Raw genomic sequence first — 24,434 nt, 5'->3', positions numbered from 1 at the left:
ACCATGACCATCATCGATCCCCGTTTTCTTGAGCTGTACAACCAGGAACTGCGCCACGTCCGTGAAATGGGCGGCGAGTTCGCCCAGGCCTTTCCCAAGATCGCCGGGCGGCTGGGGCTGGGCAGCGTGGATGTGGAAGACCCCTATGTAGAACGCTTGCTGGAAGGCTTCGCCTTTCTGGCGGCACGGGTGCAGCTCAAGCAGGAAGCCGCCTTCCCCAGCTTTACCAGCCATCTGCTGGAAATGGTCTATCCGCACTACGGCATGCCGGTCCCGTCCATCGCCATCGCCCGCTTCATGCCTTCGCCGGCGGCCAACAGCCTGACCAATGGCTACACCATCCCGCGCGGCGCGCGCTTGCGCGGGCGCTTGCCGGCAGGCGAGCAGACCGCCTGCGAATTCAGTACCGCGCACACCCTGCAGCTCTGGCCGATCGACCTGGTGTCGGCCCAGTACCAGACCCACGCCGCCGATTTGCCGCTGGTCGGCCGGCTGCCTGGCGGCACCCAGCCCAAAGGCGTATTGCGCATCAAGCTCAAGGCCCGCAGCGGCCAGAGTTTCAGCAAGTTGGCCATGGATGACCTGCCGGTCTTCCTGGCCGGTGCGGAAGATATCGCCAGCCGGCTGGCCGAATTGATCCTGGGCACCGCCACCGCCGTGGCCATCTACGACCCGGCCCGCCCGGCCGATTGCAGCATCCTGAACGGCAACAGCATCCTGCCGATGGGCTTCGACGAAGAAGAAGCCTTGCTGCCGTATCAGAACCGGACCTTCGACGGTTACCGGCTGCTGCACGAATATTTCGCCTTCCCGCAGCGCTACCTGTTCTTCCGGCTGACCGGCTTGCGCCAAGCCATCAACCGCATCGCGGGCGACACCCTGGAAATCGCCCTGCTGTTCGGCCGCGCCGACGACGGCTTGTCCAAGCTGGTGGACGAACAATGCTTCGCGCTGTTTTGCACGCCCGTGATCAATGCCTTTACCAAGCGGCTGGACCGTATCCAGGTCGATACGATGCAGAGCGAATACCACGCCGTGGTGGATAAGCGCCGCCCTACCGATTTCGAAGTCCTGCGGGTGCACAGCCTGGAAGGCTACGGGCCCGACCAGCAGGAGGAAACCCGCTTCCTGCCGTTTTATGCCAGCTATGACCAGGATCGCGCCCACAGCCGCGCCTTCTTTACCACCCGGCGGGAACCCCGCCTCGCCTCGAACCGGCAACGCCGGGTCGGCGGGCGCTCGACCTATCTGGGCAGCGAACTGTTCGTCAGCCTGGTCGATGCCGACCAGGCGCCCTTCTCGGAACGCATCGTGCAGTTGGGGGGCGAGGTCCTGGTCAGCAACCGTGATCTGCCCCTGCTGATGCCCGTCGGCGGCGACAGCGACTTTGCCTTGCTGGAATCCGCCCCGGTGGAAGCCATCCGCTGCCTGCGCGGCCCCAGCCGGCCGGTGCCGGCCGTGGTGGAAGGCGATGTCGCCTGGCGCTTGATCAGCCATCTATCGCTCAACTATTTGTCGCTGACCGATCTGGACGGCAAGGCCGCTGCCCGCGCCTTGCGCGATATGCTGACGCTGTACGCGGAACGGGGCGATATCGCCAATATGCGCCAGGTGGAAAGCCTGGAACAGGTGTCGGCCAGCCCCATCACCCGCCGGCTGCCTGGTCCCGGCCCGCTTATCTTCGGTCGCGGCGTGGAAATCTCCTTGACCGTGAATGAAGCGGCCTTCGCCGGCGCCAGCCCCTTCCTGCTGGGCCTGGTGCTGGAACGTTTCCTGGCCCGCCATGCCACCCTCAATGCCTTTACCGAAACGGTGCTGCTGTCGAGCAGCCGTGGCGAGTTGAAGCGTTGGCCGGCCCGCGCCGGCAGCAAGCCGCTGCTATGAACTTCTGGTACCGGATCGCGGAACGGCCGCAAGGCGTAGGCTTATTCGACTTGCTGCGGCGAATCGAAGCCAGCCAGCCGCAACGGCCACGCCTGGGCCGGGCAGCACGCCCACAGGAAGAAGCGGTCAGGCTGGGCCAGGCCCCATCGCTGAGCTTTGCCCCAAGCGAACTGGACAATGTCGAGCTGGGTGGCGCGGTCCCCAAGGTCCAGGTGCGCTCGCTGGGCCTGTTCGGTCCGAATGGCGCCCTGCCCCTGCCCATGACCGAATATGTCTGGGACCGGCTGCACAACTACCGCGACCCCACCTGGGCCAACTTCGCCGACATCTTCCATCACCGCATGCTGGCGCTGTTCTACCGCGCCTGGGCGGAAGTACAGCCTGCCGTCGGCTACGACCGGCCGCAGGAAGATCGCTTTGCCGGCTATCTGGGCGCGATGAGCGGCTACGGCCAAGCCGGACTGCGCGACCGCGACCTGGTGGAAGACGAAGCCAAACTGCACTTTACCGGCCTCTTGGCGCGCAACTGCCGCGATATGGATAGCCTGCGCCATATCCTGCAGGATTATTTCCAGGTACCGGTACAGATTGAGCCGTTTGCCCTGCATTGGCTGACCCTGCCGCCCTCGGAGCAGACCAGCCTGGGTGGCAGCGACGCCGCCGCCCAACTGGGTGTCGGCAGCGTGCTGGGCGCACGGGTGCCGGACCGCCAGTACTGCTTTGGCCTGACCCTCGGCCCCATGGATTTCGAACAGTACCAGCGCTTTTTGCCGGATGGCGGTTCGCTACCCAAATTGCGCGACTGGATCAGGAATTACCTCGGATTGGCCTATGAATGGCATCTGCATCTGCTGGTCAAGCCGCACACCCTGCCCAAGCCGCAGCTAAACGGTAGCCTGCAACTTGGCCGCGATGCCTGGTTGAGCCGGCGCGAGCCGGTCGAAGCCGTGACCGGGTGGCAGAAGGCATGAAACGCCACTCGCCCCCGGCAATCGGCCTGGCACGGCTGGCCTCTATAAGACATTCTGATTTCCTGCACCCACGAGCGTCAGCGAGGCTCCCTCGCGGCGGCGAGGGCGGGGGAGTCGGGCTAAATCAAGCGAGGGACGGTTCAATTGCCACGGACCGTGAACACACGGCTCTGCCGGGTGGTGAGCTGCGGTGTGAGTACGCGTAATACTTCGATGCGCCCCTACGGTTTGCCGAGGCCGAACAGATCGTCCAGCGAGTCTTCCTTGGGGACGGGCTTGATCGGCACGGCGGGCTCCTCCTCGGACTGGATTACCGGCTGGGCCACGGGCGCAGCGATTTCGACCGGCGGAGAAACCGCGGCCGGCTGGCTGCTCAGCCCGCCGGACATGGACATCGACATACTGCTGTTGAGCGCGGCGCGTGATCGCCCCAGGTGGAAGGCGCCGAGACCGGCGGGGGTGCCAAACCCATCATATCGGCTTGCGGCACGACCGGACGATCGAAGATACCGCCCGGCGCCAATGGATCGGCACCGCTGCCGGCCTGCAAGCCGAACAGGCTATCGAGGCTATCGGCCTGGCCGACCGGGTGAAGCGAAGCGGTACTGGTGCCGCCGCCGAGCAGGCTGCCCAGGCTGCCGCCGCCATCGTTATGCGCTGCCGGCGTGGCGCTGTTGCGATTACCGGCCTGCAAGCTTTCGAACGGATCGGCAGCACTCGGCTGGAAGGGATCGTGATGGGTGCGCTGCAGCGCTTCGCGCAAAGGCGCGGCGGTATCCTGCCGGACGGGCGCCAGATCGGCGAAATTGAAAGGGTCGGTGGCGTGTTGGCTCTGCGCGGCGGGCGGCTGGGCCGGCACGTTCGGCACCGGCTTGGCGAAGTCGGCGAAAGGGTCGGTGGACACCGGCACGGCCTGCGCGGGTCGCGCGGCAACCGGCGCCAAATCGGCGAAATCGAAGGGGTCCACCACGGAAGCGGCCGGTGGCGGAGGCGGAATTTCCACGGCTTGCGCCACGGGCGCGACGACCGGCTTGCTGGCAGGGCCAGGAAGGTCGCCGAAAGAGAAGGGATCGTCATCGAGCCGAATGGGCTGCGATGCTTGCGGCCTGTCGCCGAGTGGGACGGCCGGGGGAAACAGCGGCGGCTGGCTGACCGCTTGCGGCGGAGCCGGGATAGGTTCGCTCCGCGCAGGCCTGAGCGCATGCAATTCGGTCTTCAACTCGAAGTTGCCGATACGCAGTTGATCCCCGTCGGCCAGGTCGGCCCGCACGCCGTAGCCGAGGGGACGGCCATTATGGAAAACCGGCAGCAGATCGCCCAGATCCTTCAGCACCCAATTGCCGTTGACCGACTCGATTGCCAAATGGACCTGCGAGATATTGGCATCGCCGGCCAAGACCAGGGTGTTGGCCGGCGCACGCCCCAGGGTGCCGCCTTCCTCGTCGAAGTAGGCGGCCGCGCCCGGTTGGCCTTCAGGGGTAAGCAGAGTCAGTTTCATCATTGCGATCCGGATGGTTCGATTGTCGGAAGGATTTCTTGTAAAAACGCATTACCCCAATTTTATCGCTATCTGTCTGTCATTACGTTTCAAATTCGCCGTCCGGGAAGCCATGGACCAGCCGACGGCGCCGCCACAGGGGCGGAACGACGCTTCCCCACTTTGCGCTACCCGCTATCGACCAGGCTGCGCCAGGCCGCGTGCCGCATCGATCGTCCGCCGAGGCTTGGTCCCCGCCGGATGAATCGGCTGCACGCCTTTACTCAATCCTATCCATAGCAGACCGACATCATGTCCGAAATCAGCCGCGCCGCTTTGTTCGGCAAACTCGATCCCATTCTCTACAAGGCGCTGGAAGGCGCCACGGTGCTGGCAAAGCTGCGCGGCCACCCAGAAGTAGGCCTGGCCCACTGGTTCACCCAGATACTGCTGGCGCAAGATACCGATCTGCACCATATCGCCCGCCATTTCAACCTGGATGCGGCGCGTCTGGCGGCGGATCTGACCGCCAACCTGGAACGCCTGCCCACCCACGCCGACGCGGTGGACCTTTCCCCCGACCTGGAACTGTCGACGGAACGCGCCTGGATCTACGCCACGCTCAAATACGGCGAAGGACGTGTGCGTGGCGGCTGCCTGTTGCTGGCCTTGTTGCGCACCCCTACCCTCAAGAGCAAGCTGTTTGCCATGAGCGGCGAATTCCGCAAGATCGCAGACGACCGCCTGGCCGATGAGTTGCCGCGGATTGTCGCCAGTTCGCCCGAACAGGCGCAGCGCACCGCCGACGGCATGACCGGCGCGGCACCCGGCGAAGCCAGCGGCGCCCTGGCGCCCGCCGCGCTGGGCAAGCAGGATGCCTTGAAGCGCTATGCCGTGGATCTGACCGAACGGGCCCGCAGCGGCGCCCTGGACCCGGTCAGCGGCCGCGACACCGAGATCCGGCAGATGATCGATATCCTGATGCGTCGCCGCCAGAACAATCCCCTGCTGACCGGTGAAGCCGGCGTCGGCAAGACGGCCGTGGTCGAAGGCCTGGCCTTGCGTATCGCCCAGGGCGATGTGCCGCCGCTGCTGCAGAACGTCAGCATCCTGACCCTGGATATCGGCATGATGCAGGCCGGCGCCAGCATGAAGGGCGAGTTCGAGAATCGGCTCAAGCAGGTCATCGAAGAAGTACGCGGTTCCGAGCGCCCTATCGTGCTGTTCATCGATGAAGCACACACCCTGATCGGCGCCGGCGGCGCGGCCGGTACCGGCGATGCCGCCAATCTGCTCAAGCCCGCCCTGGCCCGCGGCGAGCTGCGCACCATCGCCGCCACCACCTGGAGCGAATACAAGCGCCATATCGAAAAGGACCCGGCCCTCACCCGCCGCTTCCAGGTGGTACAGATCCACGAGCCGGACGAAGATGCCGCGCTGATCATGATGCGCGGCATCGTCAGCCAGCTGGAGCGCCACCACCATGTCCAGGTACTGGACGAAGCGGTCGAAGCCTCGGTACGCCTGTCGCATCGCTATATCCCGGCCCGCCAGTTGCCGGATAAATCGGTCAGCCTGCTCGATACCGCCTGCGCCCGCGTGGCGGTCAGCCAGCACGCCACGCCGGCCGCACTGGAAAACTGCACGCGCGAAATTGCCGCGCTCGATATCGAAAAAGGCATCCTGGACGGCGAAGCCGCCATCGGCCTCGACCGGCAGGTCCGCCTCGGCGAGATCGCCGAGCGGCTGCTGGCCCTGCATGCGCAACAGGAAGAATTGAACCAGCGCTGGCAGACCGAGCGTGAAATGGCCGAGCGGGTGCTGGCCTTGCGCAGCAGCCTGCGCGAGCAGGCACTGAACCCGGATGCCGAAGGCGAGGGCGAGGCGCCGACCGACGAGTCGCGCCAAGAACAACTGGCCGAACTAAAGGCCGCCCAGGCCGAACTGGCGCAGTTGCAGGGCGAATCGCCGCTGGTGCTGCCCTCGGTGGACGAGCAGGCGGTTGCCGCCGTGGTCGCCGACTGGACCGGCATTCCGGTCGGGCGCATGGTCCGCAACGAGATCAAGGCGGTACTGCAATTGGCCACCACGCTGGAACAGCGGGTAGTCGGCCAGAATCACGCCCTGCAGGCCATTGCCCGCCGCATCCAGGTTTCACGGGCACGGCTGGACGATCCGGCCAAGCCTATCGGCGTCTTTATGCTGGTCGGCCCCTCCGGCGTGGGCAAGACCGAAACCGCGCTGGCCCTGGCCGAGACCCTCTATGGCGGCGAACAGAACCTGATCTCCATCAATATGAGCGAGTTCCAGGAATCGCATACCGTCTCCACCCTGAAGGGCGCCCCGCCCGGCTACGTCGGCTACGGCGAAGGCGGCGTACTGACCGAGGCGGTTCGCCGCCGTCCCTATAGCGTGGTCTTGCTGGACGAGATCGAAAAAGCCCACCCGGACGTGCATGAGATGTTCTTCCAGGTGTTCGACAAGGGCTGGATGGAAGACGGTGAAGGCCGCTATATCGACTTCCGCAACACCGTCATCCTGCTGACCTCCAATGTCGGCAGCGAACTGAGCATGAAGCTATGCCAGGACCCGGACCTGATGCCCGAACCGGAAGGCCTGGCCCAGTCGCTGCGCGCCGAATTGCTGGCCGCCTTCCCGGCTGCCCTGTTGGGCCGCATGACGGTGGTGCCCTACTACCCCTTGTCGGACAAGGTCATGTCCAACCTGATCCGCATGCGCCTCAAGCGCATCGCCGATCGCCTGTCGGCCAACCACGCGGTACAGCTGAGCTACGACGATACCGTGGTGCAACTGGTAGCCGATCGCTGCAGCGAAGTGGAATCCGGCGGACGCATGATAGATGCCATCCTCGGCCGCACCGTGCTGCCGCGCTGCAGCCAGGAAATCCTGCAACGCATGGGCGAGGAGACCCCGCTTAGCCAGGCCGTACTATCGGTCGAGCATGGCGAGCTGGCCTACCAGTTCAGCTGATAAGGGTATAGACGGAAGGGGGCACGCCGCCCCCTTTCCGACCCTTCAGTCGCGCCGGATATACTCGATATCGTCCACGGCACAGCCTCGGATCGTGTCGTTGCCGACCATCACCCGGCCCGCCAGGAAACCGGCCCGTTCCAGCACACGGGTGGAAGCGATATTGCCCACCGTCACCGCCGCCCGTTGTTCGACGATGCCTTGGCGCGCCAGGTGGTCGGACAAGGCCGCTACCGCCTCGCTGGCATAGCCCTGCCCCCAGAACGGCGGAAAGAAGACATAGCCGACATTGCTGGCGATCTCGCCCTTAGCGACCACATCCAAGGTCCCCAGCCAAGCGCCATCGCTCACACGCTGGGCAGCCCAGACGAAGCAGCGCTCATCTTTCGCGTTGCGCAGGCGCTCAACGAGCCTGCCCCAGCCCGCCGCCTGCTCCGCCTCCGTCTCGGGTGGCTCGGAGGATATCCATTGATAGATAGCGGGGTCCTGCATCGCGCTGAACATCAGGGGCGCGTGGTGCGCACCGATCGGTTCCAGGATGAGACGCTTGCTTGCGAAAGCCACGTTGACGGCTTCCGCCCTTGGACGATCCATGCATCGCTCCCTTCCTTGATTGAGGGGCGAATATCCCATGAATGGCGCGTATAGAAGAAAGAAAAAAACGGCCACCCCGAAGGGCGGCCAGAGGAGGAGGAAGGCTGTATTATCTCGCCCACGCAAAATAAGTAAAGTCTAATTTTGCTTATCCGATATACGGTAAGTCGGTCTTGGCGCAAAATATCGGCAATGCACAGATGTACTGGCTTCAGGAGGTTTCGATGCGCTCAAGGAATAAGCTGGCAGGCATGATCGCGCTCGTATTCGCCGCGTTTGCCTTACCGGCCCACGCGGAATACCTGCGCTGCAAAGGCGATCTCGCCGAGATCGGCGACGGCAAGGCTTCGGTGCTGCAAAAATGCGGCGAACCCGTCTACAAGGATACGTACTGCAAAGCCAGCCAGGTCGTGAGCAACACGGGCAACGCACCAGGTTCCACCACCGTGAATGTGCTGCCATGCGAACAAGTCGATGAGTGGACCTACAACCCCGGCCCGGGCCAGTTCCTGACCATATTGCGTTTCGAGCGCGGGGAACTGCGGTCGATCAAGTATGGGGACCGGGTCAAATAGTGTCTGCGTTCCGGTCCTGATTGAACAATGCATTCCATACCCGGTCGCTTCTATTCTTCGCGCCCCGTCCATTTAGCGAACTTATGGGCCTTCCAGGCGTTGTATGTGGTGAGTTTCCGCTGCGCCGCATTCTGGCCGGACAAATCCAGTCCAGACTCCCATGGTCGGACGTTTTTCTTGGAAGCATGCGAGTTATAGATTTTCTTGAGCGATTTATCGTAGTGATCGAACACCTCAACGGCATTGTTAAAGCCACGTATTCTTTTCGCACCGCCCTTCCCGGCACCAAAATAGCCGACGTCCGGATCGGAGAACTGGTCCGTGTCGATTGCGTCATGTTTGAGCATATACAAAGCGGTCGACGCACCGGTCAGGGCCACCGTACTGCCGCGCGCATATTCGGACACCCCAATCTCGCCGGCCAATTCGACCGCCGCCTTCCGTTTCTCGGCTGACGAACCGATCAGACCCTTGGTCAAATGGGTCCCACGCAATACGCGCATCGCATCGGTGGCACCCTTGCGCCCCTTTGTGAAGGTACCCATCATATCCGGATACGACCTCGCCTTCGTATCGATCAGGCCTGTGGAAATATTATTTTTCGGAATTTCAAACTCGCCGGGCGCCGGTTCCTTCACTTTGATAGGAAAATCTCCATGCTTATAAGCCAGGGTCACGTCCTCTTTCTGGGACATGTCATTGGCTAGCCGGTATTGATGACGATAAACCGCCCCGCGACTATCGATGACGTTTTGCGCGAGCGATTGCCATGAGTCGTTCTTGACCACTTTCACCTCAGGCTTGAAAGCGCTCAGCTCAACCGACTTTCTGCCACGCGCGCCTATCATGTCGCTTAGCGTCGTGGCGGGTGTGGCGAGTCTTGGCTTCTTGGAGGTGTTGGCCTTGCTGACCGACGGGGCGGACGTCTTGCGTTTCATGGCGGCTCCGGGCGCGATATTGAATCGCCTTCAATATAGAAGCTGAAACGTGCACTTGCGTCCCGCAGAAAGCCCCCGATGGCGTTGCGCCCTTCTCTTGCAAAATCACCAAAAATGATTCAGAATGTCATCATAAATGATGCAGAAAGATGGCAATGAGAACGACTGTCACTATTGACGATGCGCTATATGAAAGGGCCCTGGAAGTTGCCGATCCGACGATGGATAAGGCAGATCTGTTCCGCGAGGCCATCAAGACATTTGTGCGAGTTCAAGCAGCCAAGCGTCTTGCCGCCCTTGGCGCAACCATGCCAGACATGCAGGAGATTCCTCGCCGTCGTGAGGATGCCTGACGATGAGAGGCGTCCTCGTTGATACCTCGGTGTGGGTTGATCATTTTCGGTTACGCAACGATATATTGGCCAACTTGCTTGAGCTTGACTTGGTGATGGCGCATCCGTTGATTGTTGGCGAGGTCGCCTGTGGAACACCCCCCAATCGGACTCAAGTTGTGTCGGACCTCGCTGGGCTACAGCAGACCCACCTGGCCAGTATCCGAGAAGTTGTGGACTTTATCGAACGCGAACGCCTTTTCGGGTTGGGATGTGGCCTGGTAGACATGATGTTGCTTGCATCCACTTTAATGACGCCTGGGGTAAAGTTGTGGACGCTGGATAAGCGGCTAAAGGCGTTGGCAGAGCGCTTTGGTGTAATGCACCGCCCCACCTTGCATTGAGAGCGGCGACGGGGAGAGGTTTTTTGCGGAACCCGTGAGCCGAGTTAACGCTAACCCAGGCGGATTTCAGGTGTAAGCACCGTCGTGGACATACCCAACTGTATGAAACGCTTCTCGGCAGGCCAACCTATTGCTGGCTAGTAAGGGCAACGGCCAGGCCCGCCCAGAACGAAAAAACCCGCAGAGCTTTTCAGCCTTGCGGGTTTTTGCTGTCCACCTACAAGCATGGACGAATACGTGGTGCCGACAACCGGAATCGAACTGGTGACCTACTGATTACAAGGCAGTTGCTCTACCAACTGAGCTATGTCGGCACAGGGTCCGCATTATACCCAGATGTCAGTTTTTGCCTAGGTCCTTGGCAAGAAAAAACGCATCCGAGAAGAACTCGTCGGAAGGCAGGCCGCGGCCGGTAAAGCTGCCGTGGGCGGCTTCCACCATCATCGGCGCGCCACAGGCGTAGACCTGGTAGCCCGAGAGATCGGCGAAATCATGCAGCACCGCTTCGTGGACAAAGCCGCTACGACCATGCCAGGCATCCTCCGGCCGTGCTTCGGACAGCACCGGGATAAAGGTGAAGTTGGGATACTCGGCCTGCCATTGGCTGGGCAGTTCGGGCATATAGAGATCGTCCAGGGTACGGGCGCCCCAGTAGAGAATCATTTCACGCTGTACGCCCTTGCGTATCGCATGCTCGACGATGCTCTTGATCGGCGCGAAACCGGTACCGCTGGCCAGGAAGATGATGGGCTTGTCCGATTCTTCGCGCAGGAAGAACGATCCCAGCGGGCCGGTGAAGCGCAGGATCTCGCGCTCGCGCATGGAGTTGTGCACATACTCCGAGAATTCGCCGCCCGGCACCAGCCGCACGTGCAGCTGCAGATACTCTTCACTATGCGGTGGATTGGCCAGGGAAAAGCTGCGCTTCTTGCCGTCCTTGGTGTGGATATCGATGTACTGGCCGGCCAGGAATTGCAGCCGTTCCTTGGTGGGCAACTTGAGCGCCAGGACCGCCACGTCGTTGGAGACCCGGTCGATCTTTTCGACCCGGCACGGCAGGGTGCGGATCTGGATATCCTTGGTGGCCTGGATTTCGCGGCACTCGATCACCACGTCGCCTTGCGGCTCGGCGCAGCAGAACAGGGCCAGGCCCTGGGCTTCTTCCGTCTTGTTGAGGACCGAGCCGGAATGCTCGCGATGGCTGACCTCCCCCGCCAATACCCGGCCCTTGCAGGCACCGCAAGCACCGTTGCGGCAGCCGTAGGGCATATTGAAACCGGCGCGCATGGCGGCGTCCAGTATGGTTTCGCCTTCTTCGACGAGAAGCTGTTGTTTGCTCGGTTCGATAATGAGCTGGCTGGACATCGGTGATTCCTGCAAATGCATGAGGCGCGGTTACAATCGGCCCATGCGAAAAAGAAGACTGTTGATCATCGGCTGCGGCGATGTGGCGCGGCGTGCGCTACCTTGGCTGGCGCGGCGTTTCCATATCTATGCATTGTGCCGCAATCGCGAACAGGCGGCTGAGCTACGGGCCCTGGGAGTTATACCGGTGCCCGGCGATCTGGACGAGCCGGCAACGCTGCAGCGGCTGGCCGGCCTGGCCGAGTACGTTCTGCATAGCGCGCCCCCTCCCAACCAGGGCGACGACGATGCACGCAGCAAACGGCTGGCGGCAGTGCTCGCCCAAAACGCGATTCTAGCACGCGGGTTTTGCTACATCAGTACCAGCGGGGTGTACGGCGACTGTGCCGGGGCGCTGCTGGAAGAGAGCCAGCCCGCCAAGCCGCAATCGGCTCGGGCGCTTCGCCGCGTCGTGGCGGAACAGCTGCTGCGCCGGTTCGGTCGCCGTACCGGTTGCCGGGTCAGCTTGCTGCGGGCGCCCGGCATCTATGCCGCCGAGCGCCTGCCCACCGAGCGCCTGCGTAGCGGCACGCCGGCCTTGCTGCCGGAGCAGGATGGCTACAGCAATCATATCCATGCCGACGACCTGGCCCATGCCTGCTGCCTGGCCTTGTTTCGCGGCCGCTCCGGCCGGGTCTACCATGTCTGCGACGATAGCCAGTGGAAGATGGGGGATTGGTTTGACCGCGTGGCCGACGCAAGCGGCCTGCCACGGCCGCAGCGACTGGAACGCACGGATTTGCAGGCGCGGGTTTCGCCAGCCCTGTGGTCGTTTATGCGGGAGTCTCGCCGGCTGAGCAATCGGCGCTTGAAGGAAGAGCTGAAACTGCGGCTACGCTACCCCACACCCCAGACGCTGCTGGATGGCCTGCGCCCGATGGGGTGACTTCGGCGCTTCAGTTGCGGAGCAACTGGTGCCGCTCCCGCTCCAACTGGGCGATATAGCGCTGCAACAAATTCTCGGTCTGGCGCGGGAGATCGACGAAGCGGGTGCCCAGCATGGTCTGGACCGTCCCGTCGCGCTTGGTCACCTGCCGCTTGCTGCGGATTTCCAGCGTCAATTCGACCATGCCGAAGGTGCCCAGATCGATACGGCAGCCGGGGAACACGTCCAGCTGCTCCACCTCGACCTGGCCTTGCATCCATAAACCCATGCCGCCGATGGAAATATCATGCAGCGGCAGATCCAGCACCTTGCCGTTGGGATGGCGCAATTTACAGATCAGCGGCCGCCCGATGGGGGTATCGAGACGGAAGTATTCGCGCCGCTGCAGCTTGATCAAATCGTCCGGGAAATGCGCTTCGAAGGCGGGCCGCTCATCGTAAGCGACCTCGGTCACCCCACCATGCAGCACGAATTGGATGCGCACCCCTTCCGGCGCGACCGCGAACACGGCATGGGTACTACGCAGGAAGGCGCGGTTGATGGCATCCACGCCGCTGATATCGAACCAGAAGCGCTGGGTTTTTGGATCGCATTCCAGGATGGTGGACAGGAAGGCGAACTGGCCATGATCGAAATAGATCGAAACCAGATCGCTCTTTTGCGCCAGGGAACGCAGCACAAAGCCGATCTCCATGGGCGTACGCAGCAGGTAGCTGCTGACATCGACGCCCTCCGGGATCAGGGCGACAGGCGACTTGGCATCCTGAGAGGGGTTGTTTTCCTGTTCCGCCACGGCCGTTGGGGATCCGCTTATTAGAAGATTGATAGATTCTGCCACACAAGGGCAATACGTATGCCCAAATTTATATATTCTATTTCAGTGCATGCTCACCCGGAAATCAGTCCGCCAGCAGTAGGCCCAGATCGTGGCTAAACACCTCGGCACCCGCACCGTAGCTGACGAACAAGCGCAATTTACCGGCCTTGTCGAAAATATAGCTGCCGGCACTGTGATCGACGGTGTAATTTGTTTTATCCGTCACATTCTTCTGATAAACCACCTTGAACTGATCCGCCACGGCGCGGGTTTCGGCAGGACTACCCCGTAATCCGATAAACGCGGGATGGAAGGACGGCACGTATTGGTTCAGCAGCGCCTGGGTATCGCGCTCCGGATCCACCGTCACGAATAGCACCTGCACATCCTTGGCCCGCTCCCCCAATTGCTTCATGGCACCCGCCAATTCACTCATGGTGGTGGGGCAGACATCCGGACAATGGGTGTACCCAAAAAACAGCACGACCGCCTTGCCGCGAAAATCGGCCAGCGCATGCGGCTTGCCGTCGTGCCCGGTCAGCCTGAACTCGCCTCCGAACGGCGCCCCGGTGATATCGGTGGACTTGAATGCCGGACCGCTCTTTTGTCCGCAAGCCGCCAGGCCCAGCACGATCAGCGTCAGCGCCAATGAAAGAAAACGTCGCATGCTTATCCCAACTTGAACGGCAGATAGTGGTCCACCAGCAGCGCCGCGAACAATAGCGACAGGTACAGGATGGAGTAACGAAATGCGCTACGAGCCAGGGCATCCGAATAGGCGCGCCAAATACGCCAAGCATAGGCGAGGAAAACGGCATCGAGCAGCACGGCGGCAATCAGGTAGATCCAGCCAGCCATCCCGGTCGCCACCGGCAGCAAGGTCACCGCGGTGAGGATCAGGGTATAGAGCAGCACATGCAGGCGGGTAAAGGCTTCGCCATGGGTCACCGGCAGCATGGGCAGCCCGGCCCGCGCGTATTCCTCGCGCCGATACAAGGCCAAGGCCCAGAAGTGCGGCGGGGTCCAGGCAAAAATGATCAGGAACAGGATCATCGCATCGTGGCTGACCGAACCGGTAACGGCCGCCCAGCCCAGGATGGGCGGCATGGCGCCCGAAGCGCCGCCGATCACGATATTCTGCGGCGTGCTGGGCTTGAGCACGATGGTATAGATGATGGCGTAGCCGACGAAGGTGGCCAGCGTCAGCCACATGGTCAAGGCATTCACCCAGACATGCAGCAGCCACAGCCCCACGCCGCCCACCGCCAGCGCGAAGACCAGGGTCTGGGCACTGGTGATCTGGCCGCGCGGGAGCGGCCGGGCGCGGGTGCGCGCCATCACGGCGTCGATCTTCTGTTCGACCAGGCAATTGATGGCAGCCGCGGCCCCCGCCACCAGGGCGATACCCACGGTAGCGGCCAGCACCGGCACCAGGTCGGGTACGCCGGGCGTGGCCAGGAACATGCCGATCACCGCGCAGAACACGATCAGCGTCACCACGCGCGGTTTGGTCAGCGCCAGGAACTCGCGCAGGCGGGCTTGCACGCCCAGGCCGGGTTTACCCATTGTGGTGGCGGTCATTATTGTCTCCTCGGTTTCGCCACGCGGCTAGCGACGATGCGCCAGCCGGAAATTCAATACCACCAGCAGTACCAACAACATGGCGGCTCCCGCATTGTGCAGCACAGCGACGGGCAGGGGCAGCTGCAATACCACATTGCCTATGCCAAGCCCGACCTGCAACACCAGCATCGTGCCGATGGCGATCGCAAGGCTACGCAAAACCCCTTGTGCAAACAAGCGATAAGCCAGCCAGCCGATGTAGCAGAAGGTCACCAGGGCCCCCAAACGGTGCAGCCAGTGGATCGCGGTCAAGTTGGCCATAGACAACAGTCCGCCGCTTGGCGTCTGTCCCAGTTCGCGCAATACATGGAAGGCATCGCGGAAATCCATGGCGGGCACCAGCGCCCCTTGGCAGGTCGGGAAGTCGGTACAGACGACGGCGGCATAGTTGGTGCTGACCCAGCCACCCAGGATGATCTGGCATGCCACGACCAAAAGCCCCAGCATCGCCAGCGGCCGGAAAGCGCCGGCGGTGCGGTCCACATTGGCCCACTCGCGCTGGCGCAGGACCAGCCAGACCAGCAAGGCCAGCGTGGTCATGCCGCCAATCAGATGACTGGTCACGATGGCCGGCTTAAGCAGCATGGTTACCGTCCAGGCGCCCAGCGCGCCCTGGAAACAGACCACGAAAAAAGTCAGGATGATCAGCAGCGGCGACTGCTGCAAACGGTCGCGCTGACGCACGGCCAATACCGCCAGGATCAGCACCAACAAGCCCAGGGCGCTGGCGAGATAGCGGTGCACCATCTCCTTCCAGGCCTTGTCCAGGCTTACCGGTCCGTGCGGCTGGTCGGCCTGGGCGGTGCGGATCTCTTCCATGGCATGGTGCGGCGTCACCTTGCCATAACAACCTGGCCAGTCCGGACAACCGAGGCCGGCATCGGACAGGCGGACGTAGGCACCCAGTACGACCACACAAAAGGTCCAGACTGCAGCCAGCAGGGCTAGTTTGCGGAACATGGTCTCAACCCAGGTTTTCGTTGTTCTTCAGGAACTTGCCCAGTTCCTTGATGACCTTGACCGGCTCGGCTTCACGCCCGTAGCGGATCACCTGGTTGCCCAAGGGGTCGATCAGGTAGACGGCGCCGGCCTGGTCGCCGGGCAGCGGCACGGGTGCCAGCGCGCGATGCACACGCGCCCCTTCGGCGGCAGCAATGGCTTGGGCGGAGGGTACGGCGGCATCGTTGACCAGCCAAAGCCGCTCGACCTTGCCCATATACTTGCCCTGCGCCACCCGGTATTGCCGCAAGGCATGCAAAGTGGCCTGGCAAGCAGCGGCGCAGTCGCCGCCGGCAACCGTCACCAGCACCCATTTGCCCTTCAGCTCGGCCAGGCTGGCCGGCTCGCCCGACAATTTGCGCTGGCTGAACTCCGCCACCGGATGGATTTCCAGCAGCTGCCCATAGGTCTTGCCACCGGCCGGGCGCCAGAAGTAATACGTCAGATACGAGGCCAGCACCGGGGCAATGGTGATGGCGATCATGATCAGCAGGATTCGCCGGCCTTGGCTGGGAGCGGGAGAAGTAACGGTAACGGTCATGTGTCGCGGCGCTTCCAATGCAAGATGACAAACAGTACGACCGCCAGGGCCGCGAAAAGAAACCATTGGCCGGCATAGCCGAAATTCTTGTCCGCCCCCAGGTCGGGCACGGGCCAGTTGCGCGATAGCTTATCGCTGCCGTCCAACTGGAAGGCCAGCACGTCCACCACCGGCGCACCGGCCAGCTTGCGGTAGCGCGGCCAGTCCAGGTTCTGCCAGACCGGCCCGGCATCGGTGGTCTTGGCCAGCTCCAGATAGCGCTGGGTGGGATTGTTCATGCGTACGGTCAATTCGACCCGGCCGAGCGGCAGCGGCACTTCAGGCTGCTGGCCGACGGTCTTGGGCAGCCAGCCGCGATTGACCAGGAGCCAGCGGCCGTCGGCCAGTTCCAGCGGCGCCAGCACATGAAAGCCGGCGCGTCCCTGCTCGATGCGGTTGTCCAGGTAGATCTGGCCTTGCGGCCGCCATTGGCCGCTGACCTTGAAACTTTGCAACCAGACCGTGGGGCCGAGTTCGCCCTGCCAAGGCAGCGGCGCTTGCTTGTCCAACGAAGCCATTCGTTCCGCCTGCGCGCGTTTGTGCTGGGCCTTGCCCAGCTGCCATAGGCCCAGCCGTAGCGTAAGTGCCACGAACAGAACGGTCACGAGCAGGATCAGTAGACGGGGACGGCGCAGGGGCATCGAGAACAGCTGGCGGAAAAATGGGAGAGACTACTACACTCGTGGCTTTCGCTACGGCTAGTGGACCTATATGAAAATCATCGTTGTCGTACTGATCCTCGGCATCCTGGTGGCACTGGGTAGTGCCATGCTGGCGCTGATTCGTCACAAAGGCCCATCGGACCGCATCGTCAAGGCACTGACCGTCCGGGTGGGCCTATCGGTCGCCCTGTTCGCCATGTTGATGCTGGCGCAAAAGTTCGGCCTGATACAACCGCACGGCGTGTATTAAAGCCTGAAAGCAAATGGTGCGGCCAGCAGCCGCACCATTTGCTGTCCGCGAACCGTTTTACAGCCAGTACACGAAGACGAACAGGATCAGCCAGACCACGTCCACGAAGTGCCAGTACCAGGCGGCGGCTTCAAAGGCGAAGTGGTGCTCGGCGCTGAAGTGACCCTTGTTGGAACGCAACAGCATCACGGCCAGCATCAGGGCGCCGATGAATACATGCATGCCGTGGAAGCCGGTCATCATATAGAACGACGCGCCATAGACGCCGGACGCCATCGTCAGGCCCATATGGCCCCAGGCATGGGCGTATTCGTAGACTTGCAGGCCCAGGAACAGCGCACCCAGGAGCACGGTAACCAGCAGGCCCAGCTTCAGCTGGGTGCGGTTGTTCTTCATCATGCCCCAGTGTGCATAAGTCAAGGTCACGCCCGAGGTCAGCAGGATCAGCGTATTCCAGGCCGGCAGCCCCCATGGCGCCATGACTTCATACGGCGCCGTGCCATTCGGCGCCACCGAGGTGGGCCAGACCGCCGTGAAATCGGGCCAGAGCAGCTTGTGCTCCATATTGCCCAGCTCGGGCACCGAAATGGTCCGTAGATAGAACAGGGTGCCGAAGAAGGCGGCGAAGAACATGACCTCGGAGAAGATAAACCAGCCCATGCCCCAGCGGAACGACAGATCCACCCGCTTGGAGTACACGCCGCCCTCGGATTCGCGGATCACATCGCCGAACCAGCCGAACAGCATATACAGCAGGATGCCGAACCCCAACGCCAGCGAGTAGCCGCCCAGGCCCACCGAGTTGACGGCCAGCGCCGCACCCAAGCCGATAAAGAACAGCGCGAAAGACCCGACGAGCGGCCACTTCGACGGGTGAGGCACGAAGTAATCCGGTTGATGCGTTGCCATATTGTCTACTCCCTATTATTAGCCGACATCGCGCGGGGGCTCCCCGTGGATGAAAAATGCTTTACGACGGATTAGTGGCTCGTGATGCTGCGTACCAGGGTCAACAGACCGAATATCAACAATCCCGCGCACAGCAGGGCGGCCAGGATGATCTGCACCGGCCGCAACCTGGTCAGGGCTTCCTTCGAATCCTTGCCACGGCGTATCCCGATAAAAGCCGACAGCACGGTGCCCACTGCGCGCAGGGGGTTGAGACTGCCCTTTTCCTGCTCGCCCATGATCGCTATGCCCCCGGTTTGGCTGTGCCGGCAACTTCAAAGAAGCTGTAGGACAGCGTGATGACTTCCACCTCGTTCGGCAGGCCCGCGTCCACGACGAAGCTCACCGGCATCCGGCGCTTTTCGCCGGGCTTGAAGGTCTGCTGGGTAAAACAGAAACATTCCAGTTTCTTGAAATACTGTGCCGCGACGGAGGGGCCGTAACTCGGTACGGCCTGCCCGACGATGGTACGTCCGCTGGTGTTTTCCACGTCGTACACCACGTTGGCCATCTGGCCGGGATGCAGCTTGATGCGGGTCTGCTCCGGCTTGAACCGCCAAGGCAGGTCGCCACGCAGATTGGCGTCGAACTCGACGGTGATCCAGCGCGCGCTATCCACCTGGGTATTGACCGCCACGTCCGGCTTGAGCAGGTTATTGATGCCGGTCACCTTGCAGATCTGCTCGTAGAACGGCACCAGGGCATAACCGAAGGCGAACATGCCCACCGCGATCACGGCCAGCTTGCTTAACAGGCGCCGGTTTTCGGCGCGAACGCTTGCATGCATACCGGCCTCAGCGCCCCAGCAACAGATGACGGGCGATATAGCCCAGCGCGAACACCAGGGCCACGCTGGACAAGATCAGGACGGTACGCGTGCGTTGCATGGGAGCGGTCTGCCTAAGCCGGTTCAATGCAGCATCTGCTTGGCGGCAAGTTCATCGACCAGCTCCTTGCTGGGAGGCGCTTCCCAGGTGTGGAACGGCGCCGGCGACGGCACTTCCCACTCCAGGGTATGCGCACCTTCCCATGGCCGCTGAGGCGCCGCACCGGCACCGCCACGCAGGGTGGGCAGCAGCACGAAGAACAGGAAGTAGATCTGCGCCAGGCCGAAGGCGAAGGCACCGACCGAGGCCATCGAGTTGAACTCGGTGAATTGCACGCCATAGTCCGGAATACGGCGCGGCATACCGGCCAGGCCCAGGAAGTGCATGGGGAAGAAGGTCACGTTGAAGGCGATCATGGACCACCAGAAATGCACCTTGCCGCGGGTTTCGTTGTACATGAACCCGCACCACTTCGGCAGCCAGTAGTAGACCGCCGAGAACAGCGAGAACAGGGCGCCGGCCACCAGCACATAGTGGAAGTGAGCCACCACGTAATAGGTATCCTGCAGCTGGATATCCACCGCGGCCACCGACAGCACCACGCCGGACATGCCGCCGAAGGTGAACAGGCAGACGAAGCCGATGGCAAACAGCATGGGCGTCTCGAACGTCATCGAGCCCTGCCACATCGTGGCGATCCAGTTGAACACCTTCACGCCGGTCGGCACCGCGATCAGCATGGTGGCGAACATAAAGAAGATCTGGGCGGTCGCCGGCATGCCGGTCGTATACATATGGTGCGCCCACACCATGAAGGACAGGATGGCGATCGAGGACGTGGCGTAGACCATCGAGTGGTAGCCGAACAGCGGCTTGCGCGCGAAGGCCGGGATCACCTGGCTGACCACGCCGAAAGCCGGCAGCGCCATGATGTAGACCTCGGGGTGGCCGAAGAACCAGAATACGTGCTGGTAGAGCACTGGGTCACCGCCACCGGCGGCATTGAAGAAGTTGGTACCGAAATGGCGGTCGGTCAGCACCATGGTCACCGCGCCCGCCAGCACCGGCATCACGGCAATCAGCAGATAGGCGGTGATCAGCGAGGTCCAGCAGAACATCGGCATCTTCATCAGCGTCATGCCGGGCGCGCGCATATTGAGGATGGTGGTGACGATATTGATGGCGCCCATGATGGACGAGATGCCCATGATATGGATGGCGAAGATGGTCAGGTCCATGCCCATGCCCATCTGCGTCGCCAGCGGGGCATACAGGGTCCAGCCCGCGGCAGCCGCACCGCCGGGCACGACAAAGCTGATCATCAGCAACAGGGCGGCCGGCGGCAACAGCCAGAACGACCAGTTGTTCATCCGGGCGAACGCCATGTCGGGCGCGCCTATCATCAGCGGGATCTGCCAGTTCATCAGGCCGGTGAAGGCCGGCATGATGGCGCCGAACACCATGATGATGCCGTGCAGGGTGGTGAACTGATTGAACAATTCCGGCTTGAAGAACTGCAGGCCCGGATGGAACAGCTCCAGCCGGATGCACAGCGCCATGACGCCGCCGGTCAGGAACATGATGAAGGAGAACCACAGGTACAGCGTACCGATGTCCTTGTGGTTGGTCGCCGTCAGCCAACGCGCCAGGCCGGTGGGGTGATCGTGCGCATGATCGTGGTCATGGGCGTGATCGGGGGAGTGGATGGTAGTGGTCATTATTCTTCCTCGCTATCCGGCAATCACTTGCGGGCGGCCTTGATTTCGGCCGGTTGCAGAAGGTCGCCGGTCTTGTTGCCCCAGGCATTGCGCTCATAGGTGATCACCGCAGCCAGTTCGGTGTCCGAGAGCGTCTTGGACCAGCTAGGCATGGCGTTCTTGCCAACCAATACCATGGCGATATGGTCGGCCTTTTGCGCCTTGTCGCTCGCCATCTTGGAACCATCCAGCGCAGGGAAGGCGCCCTGCCCCTTGCCGTCCGACTTGTGGCAGACCGCGCAATTGGCTTCATACACCTTCTGACCGCGCGCCATCATGTCCGGCATGGTCCAAACCTTGTTGGGATCGTCCTGGTTGGCGGCCATCTTCTTTTTCTGCTCGTCCACCCAGACCTTGTATTTCTCGTCCGACACCACATGCACGACGATAGGCATGAAGCCGTGGTCCTTGCCGCACAGCTCCACGCACTGGCCACGATAGACGCCTTCCTTGTCGGCCTTGAACCAGGTGTCGCGGATAAAGCCGGGAATCGCATCCTGCTTGACGCTGAAGGCCGGTACCCACCAGGCGTGGATCACATCGTTCGCGGTCAGCAACAGGCGTACCCGCTTGCCTACCGGCACCACCACGGGGTTGTCCACTTCCAGCAAATAGTTCTCGTTGCGGACGGGTTTCTCGCCGCCGAAATTTTCGTACTGCACTTGCGGCGTCACCAGGCGGCTATGGAAGCTTACGCCTTCATCGAGGTAATCGTAGCCCCATTTCCATTGATAGCCGGTGACCTTGATGGTCATGTCCGCGCCGCTGGTATCCTTTTGCTCCAGGACCACGCGGGTCGCGGGCCAGGCCATGGCGACCAGGATCAGTGCGGGGATGATGGTCCAGATCAGTTCGACCGTGGTGCTTTCGTGGAAGTTGACCGCTTTATGGCCAGCTGCCTTGCGATGCTTGAAGATGGAGTAGAACATCACCCCGAAGACCACGACGAAGATGCCGCCGCAGATATAGAGCAGCAAAGTGTGCAGGTCGTACACATCCTGCGCTACCTTGGTAACCGGAGTTTGCAGATTAAGCTGATAGTCGGCGAAAGCCGAGAGGCTGACCGCGGCGGATAAGCCGGCAAGCGATCTGGATACGCGGTTCTTCATTAATGTCCCCATGACGGCACGCCCGCGGACGCGAGCGTCGTTTCCCTCCGCACCGGTGAGCCCCGGCGTCGTCGTTTCGACGCGGTACTTGACGCGAATCAAGACCTGCGGCAAAAAGTCGCATGAATGCTATCAGAGGAACTGGGTAGGCTCAACGACCCAATCTGGCCGAAGTCCTTATTTGATAAGCGTTTTGGGTATGAAATCGAGCATTTGCTCTTGATTCGACTCGGCTTTTTGTTCGCCGCCGAGGTGAGGAACCAGTCCAAGCAGGGGCGCAGGCAACTGTTGCTTCAAATACGCAAGATTGTCGGCTGGCGACAACATATCCGGATCGACGCAATTCGCCACCCAGCCGGCCAGTTCCACGCCGGCGGCGCGGATGGCCTGAGCGGTCAGCATGGCATGGTTGAGGCAACCGAGCCGCAGACCTACCACCAGGATGACCGGCAGGCCGAGATCGATGGCCAGATCGGCCATGCTGCGGCTATCGTCCAGCGGCGCCAGCCAGCCGCCCGCCCCTTCCACCAGCACCAGATCGGCTTGTCCGGCCAGTTCATCATAGCAGCGCCGGATCAGCGGAAAATCGATATCCACCCCGGCCGCGCGGGCAGCCAAGTGCGGCGAGATAGGCGGGTAGAAGGCATAGGGATTGACCAGCTCGCGCCCCACCGCCACATTGCCGGCCGCGGCATGCGCCAGTACATCCTCGTTATCCAGCCAACCCATGGGATTGAGCGCGCAACCGGCCGCCAGCGGCTTCATGCCGACCGCGCGGTAGCCTGCCGATACCGCCGCGCGCAACATCGCGCAGGTGGCAACGGTCTTGCCAACTTCGGTATCGGTGCCAGTGATGAAATAGCCGTTCACAGTTTAGGGCGAGGACGAAATTCTATGATTTGGCGGCCATCCGCCAGTTGCTGCGGCTGGGGTTGCGGTTTCCAAGCATGACCATAGACCACCTCGTAGGTGGCCGGCAACTTGCCGTCGCGGCGCAAGTGCTCATAGGCGTCGCAGGCACGTGCGAAGGCCGCCTTGCCGAACAGGCCACGGCCGCGCCCCACCGCCACATTGTGGGCGCCGATCGCTTTCAGATCGCGCATCACCGCCTTCACGTCGGCGTAGGTCAGCACGATCTTTTCCATATCCATGACCGGCGCCGAAAAACCCGCGTGCGACAGGGCATCGCCCAGGTCGTGCATATCGATAAAGCGGTTCACGTGCGGCCGTTGATCGGCCTGGCCGAACGACTGCTTGAGTTCCAGCAGCGTATCGGGCCCGAAGGTACTGAACATCAACAGCCCTTCCGGCTGCAGCACCCGGTGGAACTCACGGAAGGCGCGGTCAGGCTCGTTCAGCCACTGGATGGCCAGGCTGGACCAGACCAGCTCGACCGAAGCATCGGCCAGCGGCAGCGTCTCCAGGTCGGCGCATACCTGCCAATTGGCCTTGCCGAACACCCGGCCCAGCAAACCGACCTTGCCGGCGGCGACGCGCAGCATGGAGAGGGCAAGATCCAGCTCCAGCAAGCGCGCATCCTTGAAGCGGCTACGCAGGTGGGGCCGGCATAACCGGTGCCGCTACCGGCATCCAGCATGCGCCGGGGCGCAAGCTTGACCAGGTCCAGCCGCTCCAGCATGCGATCGGCGACTTCCCGTTGCAGCACGGCGGCGCCATCGTAAGAGACGGCCGAGCGCTCGAACGCGCGTTTGACCTGCGACTTGTCGGTGTAGAAGACTTCTTCCGCCATGACTCAATTAGCCCGCCGCATCGAGCGCAGGTATTGGCTGAGCATGCCCAGCACGGCCGGGATCACCGCCGCCGACAAGCCGATGATGGCGATCAGCGACAAATTCTTGCGAATGAATTCCACCTGGCCGAACTGATAGCCCACCGTGACCAGCGAACCCACCCAGACGATCGAGCCGACCACGCTGAAGGTAAGGAACTTGCGGTAAGGCATTTCGGCCATCCCCGCCACGAAGGGCGCGAAGGTACGGACGATCGGTACAAAGCGCGCCAGGGCCACCGTCTTGCCGCCGTGGCGGGCATAGAAAGCCTGGGTACGTTCCAGGTAGTCGCGGCGGATAAAGCGCGATTCCTTGCGGAACAAGGCGCTACCCGCGCGCCGGCCGACCAGGTAGTTGGTGCTATCGCCCAGAATGGCGGCCGACATCAGGCACACCGCCAGCAGATAGGGATTCATATCGCCCTGGGCCGCTACCGCGCCCGCCACGAACAGCAGCGAATCACCCGGCAGGAAAGGCAAGACCAGCACGCCGGTTTCGCAGAACACCACCAGGAAGAGGATCAGGTAGATCCAGACGCCATACTGGCTGACCAGGATGGCCAGGAACTGATCGAGATGCAGCAGGATATTGATGAAAGAGTAGTCCACGACAGTCC

27 protein-coding genes and 1 tRNA gene are annotated in these 24,434 nt (G+C 62.2%); 8 read left to right on the top strand and 20 right to left on the bottom strand.

All coding sequences use genetic code 11. The features are described from left to right. The first annotated feature begins 3 nt into the window (after positions 1-3). A complete protein-coding gene (gene tssF, locus FNU76_RS14685; RefSeq protein WP_223879027.1) occupies positions 4-1,884 on the top strand; it encodes a type VI secretion system baseplate subunit TssF in 1,881 nt (626 codons plus the stop codon). After that, positions 1,881-2,855 (top strand): type VI secretion system baseplate subunit TssG, encoded by a 975-nt coding sequence (tssG, locus tag FNU76_RS14680; protein ID WP_144278894.1) that lies wholly within the window; start codon positions 1,881-1,883, stop codon positions 2,853-2,855. The genes tssF and tssG overlap by 4 nt, the downstream gene beginning before the upstream one ends. 221 nt (positions 2,856-3,076) lie before the next feature. Here tssG and FNU76_RS24130 read toward each other — a convergent pair whose 3' ends face one another. Then, a complete protein-coding gene (locus FNU76_RS24130) occupies positions 3,077-3,250 on the bottom strand; it encodes a hypothetical protein (protein WP_179958124.1) in 174 nt (57 codons plus the stop codon). Next, entirely contained in the window at positions 3,229-4,356 is a 1,128-nt protein-coding gene (locus tag FNU76_RS14675; RefSeq protein ID WP_144278893.1) for an FHA domain-containing protein, read from the bottom strand. Before FNU76_RS14675 ends, FNU76_RS24130 begins: the two co-directional genes overlap by 22 nt. A 288-nt stretch (positions 4,357-4,644) precedes the next feature. On the opposite strand from FNU76_RS14675, the gene tssH reads away from it, so the two are divergent. Beyond that, the gene (gene tssH, locus FNU76_RS14670; protein WP_144278892.1) at positions 4,645-7,323 is read left to right on the top strand and encodes a type VI secretion system ATPase TssH; all 2,679 of its coding nucleotides are present in this window, start codon (positions 4,645-4,647) and stop codon (positions 7,321-7,323) included. A 45-nt stretch (positions 7,324-7,368) separates the two neighbouring features. Here tssH and FNU76_RS14665 read toward each other — a convergent pair whose 3' ends face one another. Continuing rightward, on the bottom strand, positions 7,369-7,917 hold the full coding sequence (locus FNU76_RS14665; RefSeq protein ID WP_179958123.1) for a GNAT family N-acetyltransferase: 549 nt from the start codon (positions 7,915-7,917) through the stop codon (positions 7,369-7,371). A gap of 173 nt (positions 7,918-8,090) precedes the next feature. Between FNU76_RS14665 and FNU76_RS14660 the strand changes: the two genes are divergently transcribed. Next, a complete protein-coding gene (locus tag FNU76_RS14660; protein ID WP_144278890.1) occupies positions 8,091-8,492 on the top strand; it encodes a DUF2845 domain-containing protein in 402 nt (133 codons plus the stop codon). 50 nt (positions 8,493-8,542) lie between these two features. On the opposite strand, the gene FNU76_RS14655 is transcribed toward FNU76_RS14660, so the two are convergent. Next, entirely contained in the window at positions 8,543-9,430 is an 888-nt protein-coding gene (locus FNU76_RS14655) for a hypothetical protein (RefSeq protein WP_144278889.1), read from the bottom strand. A gap of 155 nt (positions 9,431-9,585) precedes the next feature. Here FNU76_RS14655 and FNU76_RS14650 point away from each other — a divergent pair, with 155 nt between their 5' ends. Both FNU76_RS14650 and FNU76_RS14645 read left to right on the top strand, forming a co-directional pair. Beyond that, entirely contained in the window at positions 9,586-9,783 is a 198-nt protein-coding gene (locus tag FNU76_RS14650; protein WP_144278888.1) for a type II toxin-antitoxin system VapB family antitoxin, read from the top strand. A 2-nt stretch (positions 9,784-9,785) separates the two neighbouring features. After that, positions 9,786-10,166, top strand: a complete 381-nt coding sequence (locus FNU76_RS14645) for a type II toxin-antitoxin system VapC family toxin (protein WP_144278887.1) — start codon at positions 9,786-9,788, stop codon at positions 10,164-10,166. 238 nt (positions 10,167-10,404) lie between these two features. Here the strand turns inward: FNU76_RS14645 and FNU76_RS14640 are convergent. Next, positions 10,405-10,480: transfer RNA gene (locus tag FNU76_RS14640), tRNA-Thr, on the bottom strand. 25 nt (positions 10,481-10,505) lie between these two features. Further along, the gene (locus FNU76_RS14635) at positions 10,506-11,531 is read right to left on the bottom strand and encodes a CDP-6-deoxy-delta-3,4-glucoseen reductase (RefSeq protein WP_144278886.1); all 1,026 of its coding nucleotides are present in this window, start codon (positions 11,529-11,531) and stop codon (positions 10,506-10,508) included. A 43-nt stretch (positions 11,532-11,574) separates the two neighbouring features. On the opposite strand from FNU76_RS14635, the gene FNU76_RS14630 reads away from it, so the two are divergent. Further along, complete coding sequence (locus tag FNU76_RS14630; RefSeq protein ID WP_144278885.1) at positions 11,575-12,456, top strand: SDR family oxidoreductase; 882 nt, start codon at positions 11,575-11,577, stop codon at positions 12,454-12,456. Positions 12,457-12,466: 10 nt separating this feature from the next. Here the strand turns inward: FNU76_RS14630 and FNU76_RS14625 are convergent, their stop codons facing one another. The 6 genes from FNU76_RS14625 to FNU76_RS14600 form a co-directional block, all read right to left on the bottom strand. After that, entirely contained in the window at positions 12,467-13,249 is a 783-nt protein-coding gene (locus FNU76_RS14625; RefSeq protein WP_144278884.1) for a flagellar brake protein, read from the bottom strand. A gap of 106 nt (positions 13,250-13,355) precedes the next feature. Then, positions 13,356-13,940, bottom strand: a complete 585-nt coding sequence (locus FNU76_RS14620; protein WP_144278883.1) for an SCO family protein — start codon at positions 13,938-13,940, stop codon at positions 13,356-13,358. Between the two features lie 2 nt (positions 13,941-13,942). Then, positions 13,943-14,854, bottom strand: a complete 912-nt coding sequence (cyoE, locus tag FNU76_RS14615) for a heme o synthase (protein WP_144278882.1) — start codon at positions 14,852-14,854, stop codon at positions 13,943-13,945. Between the two features lie 27 nt (positions 14,855-14,881). After that, positions 14,882-15,856 (bottom strand): COX15/CtaA family protein, encoded by a 975-nt coding sequence (locus FNU76_RS14610; RefSeq protein WP_144278881.1) that lies wholly within the window; start codon positions 15,854-15,856, stop codon positions 14,882-14,884. A gap of 4 nt (positions 15,857-15,860) precedes the next feature. Beyond that, on the bottom strand, positions 15,861-16,436 hold the full coding sequence (locus tag FNU76_RS14605; RefSeq protein ID WP_144278880.1) for a redox-active disulfide-containing membrane protein: 576 nt from the start codon (positions 16,434-16,436) through the stop codon (positions 15,861-15,863). Further along, on the bottom strand, positions 16,433-17,116 hold the full coding sequence (locus tag FNU76_RS14600; protein ID WP_144278879.1) for an SURF1 family protein: 684 nt from the start codon (positions 17,114-17,116) through the stop codon (positions 16,433-16,435). The genes FNU76_RS14605 and FNU76_RS14600 overlap by 4 nt, the downstream gene beginning before the upstream one ends. 70 nt (positions 17,117-17,186) lie before the next feature. On the opposite strand from FNU76_RS14600, the gene FNU76_RS14595 reads away from it, so the two are divergent. After that, positions 17,187-17,387, top strand: a complete 201-nt coding sequence (locus tag FNU76_RS14595; RefSeq protein WP_144278878.1) for a twin transmembrane helix small protein — start codon at positions 17,187-17,189, stop codon at positions 17,385-17,387. A 57-nt stretch (positions 17,388-17,444) separates the two neighbouring features. Here FNU76_RS14595 and FNU76_RS14590 read toward each other — a convergent pair whose 3' ends face one another. From FNU76_RS14590 to FNU76_RS14555, 8 genes are all read right to left on the bottom strand, one after another. Further along, positions 17,445-18,296 (bottom strand): cytochrome c oxidase subunit 3, encoded by an 852-nt coding sequence (locus tag FNU76_RS14590; protein WP_144278877.1) that lies wholly within the window; start codon positions 18,294-18,296, stop codon positions 17,445-17,447. Between the two features lie 71 nt (positions 18,297-18,367). After that, positions 18,368-18,574 carry a DUF2970 domain-containing protein gene (locus FNU76_RS14585; RefSeq protein WP_144278876.1) on the bottom strand — a complete coding sequence of 69 codons (207 nt, stop codon included), beginning with the start codon at positions 18,572-18,574 and terminating at the stop codon, positions 18,368-18,370. Between the two features lie 5 nt (positions 18,575-18,579). After that, a complete protein-coding gene (locus tag FNU76_RS14580; RefSeq protein WP_144278875.1) occupies positions 18,580-19,122 on the bottom strand; it encodes a cytochrome c oxidase assembly protein in 543 nt (180 codons plus the stop codon). A gap of 123 nt (positions 19,123-19,245) precedes the next feature. Beyond that, positions 19,246-20,880, bottom strand: a complete 1,635-nt coding sequence (gene ctaD, locus FNU76_RS14575) for a cytochrome c oxidase subunit I (RefSeq protein WP_144278874.1) — start codon at positions 20,878-20,880, stop codon at positions 19,246-19,248. 23 nt (positions 20,881-20,903) lie between these two features. Continuing rightward, entirely contained in the window at positions 20,904-22,028 is a 1,125-nt protein-coding gene (coxB, locus tag FNU76_RS14570) for a cytochrome c oxidase subunit II (RefSeq protein WP_308418554.1), read from the bottom strand. Positions 22,029-22,205: 177 nt separating this feature from the next. After that, entirely contained in the window at positions 22,206-22,898 is a 693-nt protein-coding gene (gene bioD, locus FNU76_RS14565; protein ID WP_144278872.1) for a dethiobiotin synthase, read from the bottom strand. Continuing rightward, positions 22,895-23,557 carry a methyltransferase domain-containing protein gene (locus tag FNU76_RS14560; protein ID WP_308418553.1) on the bottom strand — a complete coding sequence of 221 codons (663 nt, stop codon included), beginning with the start codon at positions 23,555-23,557 and terminating at the stop codon, positions 22,895-22,897. The genes bioD and FNU76_RS14560 overlap by 4 nt, the downstream gene beginning before the upstream one ends. Positions 23,558-23,781: 224 nt before the next feature. Next, entirely contained in the window at positions 23,782-24,426 is a 645-nt protein-coding gene (locus FNU76_RS14555; protein WP_144278871.1) for a DedA family protein, read from the bottom strand. Between the last annotated feature and the right edge of the window lie 8 nt (positions 24,427-24,434).

The sequence above is a fragment of the Chitinimonas arctica genome (assembly GCF_007431345.1).
In the GTDB taxonomy this organism is placed as follows: Bacteria; Pseudomonadota; Gammaproteobacteria; order Burkholderiales; family Chitinimonadaceae; genus Chitinimonas; species Chitinimonas arctica.
Note: the sequence above shows the minus strand (reverse complement) of the source record. Positions and strands in the feature narration are given on the sequence as shown.

What these genes read in the sequence shown, in the direction of transcription:
- FNU76_RS14620 (WP_144278883.1), bottom strand. Translation starts at nt 13,940, where the DNA reads ATGCGACGTTTTCTTTCATTGGCGCTGACGCTGATCGTGCTGGGCCTG.
- FNU76_RS14650 (WP_144278888.1), top strand. Translation starts at nt 9,586, where the DNA reads ATGAGAACGACTGTCACTATTGACGATGCGCTATATGAAAGGGCCCTG.
- FNU76_RS14645 (WP_144278887.1), top strand. Translation starts at nt 9,786, where the DNA reads ATGAGAGGCGTCCTCGTTGATACCTCGGTGTGGGTTGATCATTTTCGG.
- tssF (WP_223879027.1), top strand. Translation starts at nt 4, where the DNA reads ATGACCATCATCGATCCCCGTTTTCTTGAGCTGTACAACCAGGAACTG.
- cyoE (WP_144278882.1), bottom strand. Translation starts at nt 14,854, where the DNA reads ATGACCGCCACCACAATGGGTAAACCCGGCCTGGGCGTGCAAGCCCGC.
- FNU76_RS14590 (WP_144278877.1), bottom strand. Translation starts at nt 18,296, where the DNA reads ATGGCAACGCATCAACCGGATTACTTCGTGCCTCACCCGTCGAAGTGG.
- FNU76_RS14635 (WP_144278886.1), bottom strand. Translation starts at nt 11,531, where the DNA reads ATGTCCAGCCAGCTCATTATCGAACCGAGCAAACAACAGCTTCTCGTC.
- FNU76_RS14605 (WP_144278880.1), bottom strand. Translation starts at nt 16,436, where the DNA reads ATGACCGTTACCGTTACTTCTCCCGCTCCCAGCCAAGGCCGGCGAATC.
- FNU76_RS14655 (WP_144278889.1), bottom strand. Translation starts at nt 9,430, where the DNA reads ATGAAACGCAAGACGTCCGCCCCGTCGGTCAGCAAGGCCAACACCTCC.
- FNU76_RS14580 (WP_144278875.1), bottom strand. Translation starts at nt 19,122, where the DNA reads ATGCATGCAAGCGTTCGCGCCGAAAACCGGCGCCTGTTAAGCAAGCTG.
- FNU76_RS14585 (WP_144278876.1), bottom strand. Translation starts at nt 18,574, where the DNA reads ATGGGCGAGCAGGAAAAGGGCAGTCTCAACCCCCTGCGCGCAGTGGGC.
- FNU76_RS14630 (WP_144278885.1), top strand. Translation starts at nt 11,575, where the DNA reads ATGCGAAAAAGAAGACTGTTGATCATCGGCTGCGGCGATGTGGCGCGG.
- FNU76_RS14665 (WP_179958123.1), bottom strand. Translation starts at nt 7,917, where the DNA reads ATGGATCGTCCAAGGGCGGAAGCCGTCAACGTGGCTTTCGCAAGCAAG.
- coxB (WP_308418554.1), bottom strand. Translation starts at nt 22,028, where the DNA reads ATGAAGAACCGCGTATCCAGATCGCTTGCCGGCTTATCCGCCGCGGTC.
- FNU76_RS14600 (WP_144278879.1), bottom strand. Translation starts at nt 17,116, where the DNA reads ATGCCCCTGCGCCGTCCCCGTCTACTGATCCTGCTCGTGACCGTTCTG.
- tssG (WP_144278894.1), top strand. Translation starts at nt 1,881, where the DNA reads ATGAACTTCTGGTACCGGATCGCGGAACGGCCGCAAGGCGTAGGCTTA.
- FNU76_RS14595 (WP_144278878.1), top strand. Translation starts at nt 17,187, where the DNA reads ATGAAAATCATCGTTGTCGTACTGATCCTCGGCATCCTGGTGGCACTG.
- FNU76_RS14675 (WP_144278893.1), bottom strand. Translation starts at nt 4,356, where the DNA reads ATGATGAAACTGACTCTGCTTACCCCTGAAGGCCAACCGGGCGCGGCC.
- FNU76_RS24130 (WP_179958124.1), bottom strand. Translation starts at nt 3,250, where the DNA reads ATGTCCATGTCCGGCGGGCTGAGCAGCCAGCCGGCCGCGGTTTCTCCG.
- ctaD (WP_144278874.1), bottom strand. Translation starts at nt 20,880, where the DNA reads ATGACCACTACCATCCACTCCCCCGATCACGCCCATGACCACGATCAT.
- FNU76_RS14610 (WP_144278881.1), bottom strand. Translation starts at nt 15,856, where the DNA reads ATGTTCCGCAAACTAGCCCTGCTGGCTGCAGTCTGGACCTTTTGTGTG.
- tssH (WP_144278892.1), top strand. Translation starts at nt 4,645, where the DNA reads ATGTCCGAAATCAGCCGCGCCGCTTTGTTCGGCAAACTCGATCCCATT.